Origin of the sequence: Mesorhizobium waimense (assembly GCF_003601975.1) — a bacterium.
Lineage (GTDB): Bacteria > Pseudomonadota > Alphaproteobacteria > Rhizobiales > Rhizobiaceae > Mesorhizobium > Mesorhizobium waimense.
The window spans coordinates 1-7,010 of sequence record NZ_QZWZ01000102.1 but is presented as its reverse complement, the minus strand read 5'-3'; the positions used below and the strand labels follow the sequence as shown (position 1 = coordinate 7,010).

At 57.6% G+C, this 7,010-nt stretch carries 7 protein-coding genes; 6 read left to right on the top strand and 1 reads right to left on the bottom strand.

Annotated elements, in window-relative coordinates:
* Positions 1–752 precede the first annotated feature (752 nt).
* From D3227_RS39390 to D3227_RS39365, 6 genes are read left to right on the top strand one after another with little or no spacing between them, the layout of a single operon-like run.
* Entirely contained in the window at positions 753–2,183 is a 1,431-nt protein-coding gene (locus tag D3227_RS39390; RefSeq protein ID WP_147377818.1) for a KamA family radical SAM protein, read from the top strand.
* 46 nt (positions 2,184–2,229) lie between these two features.
* Positions 2,230–2,553, top strand: a complete 324-nt coding sequence (gene fdxA / locus D3227_RS39385; RefSeq protein ID WP_120019359.1) for a ferredoxin FdxA — start codon at positions 2,230–2,232, stop codon at positions 2,551–2,553.
* A 20-nt stretch (positions 2,554–2,573) separates the two neighbouring features.
* Positions 2,574–3,902: an aspartate aminotransferase family protein gene (locus D3227_RS39380; protein WP_208646602.1), complete on the top strand. Its 1,329-nt coding sequence runs from the start codon at positions 2,574–2,576 to the stop codon at positions 3,900–3,902.
* Between the two features lie 60 nt (positions 3,903–3,962).
* Complete coding sequence (locus tag D3227_RS39375) at positions 3,963–4,820, top strand: CoA transferase subunit A (RefSeq protein WP_120019361.1); 858 nt, start codon at positions 3,963–3,965, stop codon at positions 4,818–4,820.
* Positions 4,817–5,581, top strand: a complete 765-nt coding sequence (locus D3227_RS39370) for a CoA-transferase subunit beta (protein ID WP_120019357.1) — start codon at positions 4,817–4,819, stop codon at positions 5,579–5,581. The genes D3227_RS39375 and D3227_RS39370 overlap by 4 nt, the downstream gene beginning before the upstream one ends.
* A complete protein-coding gene (locus D3227_RS39365; protein WP_120019356.1) occupies positions 5,574–6,638 on the top strand; it encodes a GlxA family transcriptional regulator in 1,065 nt (354 codons plus the stop codon). The genes D3227_RS39370 and D3227_RS39365 overlap by 8 nt, the downstream gene beginning before the upstream one ends.
* A 58-nt stretch (positions 6,639–6,696) precedes the next feature.
* Here the strand turns inward: D3227_RS39365 and D3227_RS39360 are convergent.
* Positions 6,697–7,010: LysR substrate-binding domain-containing protein (locus tag D3227_RS39360; RefSeq protein ID WP_245452148.1), on the bottom strand; the 314-nt coding region annotated here is incomplete at its 5' end.

Below are 7,010 nucleotides of genomic sequence, written 5' to 3'. Positions count from 1 at the left end.
TCCGCCGTCAAAATCTCGAATGTTCGATGATGGCTCATACTGTCGCTCACAGGATTCTCCGCATGATTCATGCTGAAAATGAGCGATCAACCGCCTGCACGCTACGTGGGGATGCCTACGCGCTTACACTGCTTCAAGGGCTCCTTATGCATCAGCGGTAGGGCGGCCCTTTGCCGTCAGCAGAACTGTCTCAGGATTGATCGACAACCATCGGATCCACGAAACGTGGAAGACCTCAAATAGGGGACCTGGCGCGTAGCCATCAAGATGGAGATAGGCCGCCCTCCTCGCCTCGGCATTTTCTAAAAAAGTCCGCTGCCAGATCTGTCAGTGCGGCCAATCCGGTGCGCCGGTAGCGGGGCTGCCACTTTTTTCGAGCCGGCGGATCGTATCGCCCGGCCGACTGAGTTGGACACTGAGGTCAATGCTCGGCAAATCACCTCACACTCTCACACTGGCGTCTCGACATGAACGACAGGCCGGTTGTGTCGTCAATTTCGGCATGTTGCCGATCCTGGTCGGGCAACACCCGTACTCCACTTTTCCATCCTGCCCCTCGCGCCGACTATCGAGTTGGCTAATGAGAAATCTTAGCGCGCTCTCATGACCCTAAGTCACAAACTGGTGACGAATATGCGTTTGTAAGTCTGAGTGGGAGAGTCGAGAATTGGCTCAAGAAATCAATCCGTCGACTTGGAATGGCTCCGCCGGTGTCTGTGCTGGTCTGAACTTTCAGTTTTGGAGGTATGCGCGTGAGTAGCATTGAAAAATACATGCCGTCGCAGCGTGAGCAGACGTTTCTAGACAAAGTGGCCAACGGCAAATACGACCGGCAGATCATCACCGGCATAGCTAAATTCGCCACCGGTGACGTGTCCCAGGACATGCAGGGATTCTATTCACAAGAAGAGCTAGACCGGATCCTTGAGCTGAAAGGCACTTCGAGAGATCTGGAGGCGCGGATGCCGATCAAGATCACTCGGCACTATTATGAGCAGGCGCAATACAGTCGACCCATGCAGACGCTGGTGAAAGCCAGTCCGAAAGAAACCTACGATCTCGACGGTGCCGAAGATCCGGGCAAGCAAATGACCTACAGCCCGCGCGAAGGACTGATCCATAAGTATGAGCTTGGTTTGCTGTATGTGGCGTCGACCTGCTCCGCCCACTGTCGCTTCTGCTATCGCGAGGAACTGATCGGCCGCAAGGAAATCACACGCGAGGACGGGACAGTTGCTCCTAAAGGCTTGGCGCAGCTCGGGGAGATTGTCGAATACATTGGCGAGCACAACAGGGCGGTGGCCGCGAATGGCGGTCGCCATCCAGAAACCGGGCGTGAGAAGCTTCGCGAGATCCTGATGTCAGGCGGCGATCCCATGGTCCTGGGGAACAAGAACATCGCTGCCTGGCTGGCAGGGCTCGCGGAAGCCGGGGTCGAGAACATCCGCATCGGGACCAAGGAGCTGGCGTTTCATCCTCAGCGGTTGGACCAGACTTTCTTTGCCATGCTCGACGCATTCCACGAGGTCTATCCGGAGGTCAGCCTGCGGATGATGGTGCACTTCAACCATCCCGACGAATTTCTCCGCAAGACACCCGATGGCGGTTATGTCGACAATCAGGGCGGCGGGCTGCAATGGATTCCCGAAACGCGGGGTGCGGTCAAGGGACTCGCTCGGCGTGAGTGGATTACGATCCACAATCAGTCTCCGATCATTCGCGATATCAACGACGATGCCGAAGCGTTGCGGATCATGCAGCGCGAGATGCTCCGAAACGGCATCAACAACCACTATTTCTTCTGTGGTCGCGACATAGTCGGGCACAAGGCGTTCAATGTCCCGATCGAGCGTGCATGGCAGATCCTGAACGAGTCGCAAAAGGGCCTGTCGGGCGTCGAGGCCCATGCGCGGCTTTCGATCACACACTACAAGGGCAAGACCGAAGTCGCGGCGGTCACCAACGAACCTGTACCGGGCGTGCCGGGGGGTGAAAAAGGCGTCGTGATCTTCAAGCTGTTGCGTTCAGCCGCTGACGCAAGCGACCGATGCAAGGTGACCATCGTCGGCCGAAATCCGGACGCAATCTGGTTCAGCGGCTATGATGATCGCGTCATCTTCGACGAGGCTGGCCTCTATTCCATGTATGGGATCAATCCCGCATTCCTGCAGGCGGCGGAGTAGCTGCGCGGAAAAGATATCCGGTACTTTCAACGGATGGGGACCTGACATGACCTATGTCGTCACCGAGAACTGTATCAAGTGCAAATTTACCGATTGCGTCGATGTGTGCCCGGTCGATTGCTTTTACGAGGGGCCGAACTTTCTCGTTATTCACCCCGACGAATGCATTGATTGCGATGCCTGTACGCCAGTTTGTCCGGCAAAGGCGATCTACCGAGATACGGACCTGCCGGCGGATATGAAGCACTTTCTGGAGCTCAATGAAGAGCTTTCGCGATTGTGGCCCAACATAACTGATTCCAAGGAACCACTTCCTGACGCAGCCGCCTGGGATGGGGTGCAAGGCAAGTTCAACCATTTGGAACGCTAGGTGCTATCGGGAGATGCCTTGTGGACGCGAATTTGCATACGGATGTTTCGAAAAGCGCAGCCCTGTTTGAGCGCGCCAAGTCCATTTTGCCGGGCGGATGCAGCCGAAACACGATTTTGCGCAAGCCGCATCCGATCTACGCCGAGAGGGGGCAAGGGTGCTACGTCTATGATGTGGAGGGGGTCCGTCGCGTCGACTTTGCGAATAATATCGCCTCCCTGATTCACGGGCATGCACATCCGGCGATCGTTGCTGCTGTCAGCGAACAGCTGCAGAAAGGGACCGCGTTTACGCTCGGCACCGAAGTCGAGATCGATTATGCCGAGTATATTCGCAGCCGCAATCCTGCCTTCGAGCGAATCCGCTTCGTCAACTCGGGAACGGAGGCGGTCATGGCGAGCCTCAAGGCTGCTAGGGCATTCACCCGGCGGCCTAAGATCGCAAAGGTCGAAGGGGCCTATCACGGCCTCTACGACTACGCCGAGGCAAGCCAGACGGCCAAGCCGGACAATTGGGGACAGCCTGAGCGCCCGTCCAGCGTTGCGGTATCGCGCGGAACGCCTCAGCGCCTACTCGACGATGTCGTTGTGATTCCGTTCAACGACGTGCAACGGGCGCTCGAGATACTGGACGAACACCGCGACCATTTGGCGTGCGTGCTCGTCGATGTCCTTCCTCATCGTATAGGCGTAATACCGGCGGCCGAAGATTTCGTTCAAGCGCTCAGACGCTGGACCGAGCAGAACGGGGCGCTCCTGATCTTCGACGAAGTGATCACGTTCCGGTCAAAATTTGGAGGGGCCCAACAATGGTATGATGTCCAACCGGACATCACTGCCTTGGGCAAGATGATAGGGGGCGGCTTTCCGGTCGGGGCCATTGCCGGCAGCGCCGACGTGATGGAGGTGTTGAACCCCCTAAACGGGCCGGCGCTTTTTCCGCTTTCTGGCACGTTCTCGGCAAACCCGATCACGATGATCGCCGGCCATACGGCGATGCAGTTGTACGATCGGGAGGCTGTTGACAGGCTCAATGCACTTGGCGACCGCGCGCGAAGCTCAATTGGCGAGGCAATCAAGATTGCGGACGTGCCTGTTTGCGTTTCCGGCCGAGGGTCGATGTTTCGAATTCACCTGTCCGCGGATGCCCCTGAGAACTACCGGCAGGCCTACCTGTCGGCGGAGAAAGCTGCACTTCTTTCGGCATTCGTCGGGTATCTTTTCGACGGTGGCCTCCTCATGGTGGAAACGGGCACCGGTTTCCTGTCCACGGCCATGTCTGAGCAGGACATCGATGACATGACCGCTGTGGTCCTCGGAGCCCTGCGCAAGATCAAGCCTTACCTGTAGCCATCGCCTCGCAGCCGCCTACTGCGCGCAGCGAGCAAGTTAAACGTGGAGCCCACAATCGTGGTCAAGTTCTGCTCCCTGGCCGAAGCCCTTGCGGAGAACCTCTTTGATGGCGACAGCGTGGCGTTCGAGGGCTTCACGCATCTCATCCCGCACGCGGCGGCACACGAGGCGATCCGGCAGGGGCGGCAGGAACTGACCCTGATCCGCATGACGCCGGACCTCGTCTACGACCAGATGGTGGGAATGGGGATGGCGAAAAAACTCATCTTCTCCTATCTCGGCAATCCTGGCGTCGGGCTTTTGCGACGCTGCCGCGACGCGATCGAAAATTGCCATCCGCGCGCCGTCGAGATCGAAGAGCACAGCCATGCCGGTATGGCGAACGCCTACGAGGCGGGAGCGGCTGGGCTGCCACTCGCCGTATTCCGTGGCTATCGCGGTGCAGGGCTGACCGAAGTTAATCCGAACATCCGATCGGTTACCTGCCCTTTCACCGGCGAAACGCTGGCGGCAGTGCCGGCACTCAGACCCGACGTCACTTTCATTCACGCCCAGAAGGCGAACCGCAAAGGCGACGTGCTTGTCGAGGGTATCGTTGGCATTCAGAAAGAAGCGGTGCTGGCTGCCAAGCGTGCGGTGGTGACGGTGGAGGAAGTTGTCGAGGACTTCGCCGACGTGCACCCCAATTGCTGCGTTCTGCCTCAGTGGACGATCAGGGCGATAGCTGTCGTGCCGGGAGGTGCGCATCCCTCTTATGCACATGGCTATTATGCGCGCGACAATGCGACCTATCTCGAATGGGACCACATCGCCGCTGACCGTGAGAGCTTCCGCGCATGGATGAAAATACACGTGCTCGACGCGAAGCCTGAAGTCTTCGCAAGCCGCGTCGGCCATTTGCGGAGGGCGGCATGAGTGGGCCCGGTTTCACGCCGGAACAGATGATGACGGTCGCCGCCGCGCGGGCGCTGACAAGTGACGATGTCTGCTTCGTCGGCATCGGCGCGCCATCCTCGGCCTGCAACGTGGCGCGATTGACGCACGCGCCGGGCATCACACTCATATACGAGAGCGGCACGATCGGCGCCGCCCCAAAGGTGCTTCCCTTGTCGATCGGCGATGGGGAACTCTGCGAGACGGCCGTGACGACCGTCTCGGTGCCGGAGATGTTTCGTTATTGGCTGCAGGGCGGGCGCATTACCGTGGGCTTCCTCAGCGCTGCGCAGCTCGATCGCTACGGCAATATCAACACGACCGTTATCGGCGACTATCATCATCCCAAGACGCGGCTTCCCGGAGGCGGCGGGGCCCCAGAGATCGCGACTTCCTGCGGCGAGGTCTTCATAACAATGAAGCAGTCGCTGAGGGGCATGGTCGAAAAGATAGACTTCTTCACCTCCTTCGGTCACGGCGATGGCGGTGATGCGCGCGCGAAGCTCGGGATCTCGACCAAGGGCCCGACACTGCTTGTCACGGACCTGGCTGTATGGAAGCCTGATCCGGAAACAAAGGAGTTCATGGTGACGTCGCTTCATCCGGGGGTGACGGGGGATGCCGTGCAGGCGACTTGCGGGTGGAAGGTCAAGTTCGCTGACCGACTCGAAGAGACAGCGCCGCCAAGCGGGCTTGAGCTTGCAACGCTGCGAGACCTGAAAGCACGGAGTGATCATGACTGAGACCGCAACTGCCGGCTTGCCCGCACTGGCTCTCGATTTCAATGGAAGCTCTTCGGAAGAAAAGGCCCTGTTTGACAGCACGCTGAGGTTCAGCATCCTTGTTCTGCCAGGCTTCTCGCAGCTTAGTCTCTCTTCGTTTGTAGAACCTTTTTATCAAGCCAATTGCAGCGTCGGTGAAAGGCTGTTTGATTGGCGAGTTATCGGGATGAGTAGCCCCGTTGTGAGCTCAAGCGGCATCGCAATCGCACCCGACATCGACATCAATTCCTACAAAAATGGCGATGACGATTCACTCATGGTGATAATAGGTGGAGAGCGCATCGAAGAGCAAAAATCACCTCTGATCTCCGCTCTTTTACGCATGAAAAGTCGTCGCAAACTGCCAATTTGTGCGCTCGGAACCGCAGCTTGGTTGTTGGCTGACGCAGGGATCTTGCATAGCGCTATGCGCTGTACGATTCACTGGTCAAAACTAGCAGCTTTTGCCGAAAAATTCCCAGAGTTGGTCACCGAAGATTGCCTCTTTGTCCAGGATGGCTCCGTTACCACTTGCGCCGGGGGGTTCGCAGCGTTCGACCTCGCAGCGGAAATGATTCACCTTAGGCGCGGAGAGAATTTTGCGCGCCAAATTTGTGCTCAGTTGAGCGCGGACAGATTTCGTACTGGTAGCCATTGTCAATCGGTGCCGCTTGGACTTCGCGCCACTGGCGCCGTCGAAAAGCTCATTCGTGTCATCAAGCTGATGGAGAAGCATGTAGAGGATCCGTTGCCCCTCAAGAAAATCGCACAGATAGTGTCCTTGTCGCGTCGCCAAATTGAACGTCTCTTCATAAAACACATGAAGACCACGCCAATGAATTATTACGCTCAGGTGCGGTTAAAAAAGGCGCGACAACTTCTTGAGACCACAGATATGTCGGTCATTGAAGTGGCCGTGGCCTGCGGATATGTTTCCTCTTCTCATTTTTCGAAAGCCTTCAAAGATCATTTTGGGATGCTGCCCAGTCATACTCGTCCATGGGTAAGCGCCGTTGTGAATTGTTCAAACGCAGCGTAGCCTTGGAGCTTGAGCCGGGCGACACTGGATTGGTGCCCTAGTCGGCGTCGAAGCCCCTTTACAGCCTTCCGTCCTGCCGAGTCTCGTGCATGCTGCCGCGCCGTGCGGCCGACATTAGCCAGCGCGTAAATGCGTTTACCTGCGGGTTAACGTCGCCGGCCGCGCTCACCACAAAATAGCTGTTATGCGTCTTCAGGGCCATGTCACTGAGCGGGATCAGAATTCCACCCTCGAGCTCCGTCTCGATTAGATATTTCGGTAGAAGGGCGGCGCCGAGAGAGGCCGCCGCAGCCGAGATGATCATGGAAAACTGATCGAAATGTCGGCCGCTCAGCAGCCGCCTGTCGCTGATCCCAATCATGGCAAACCAGT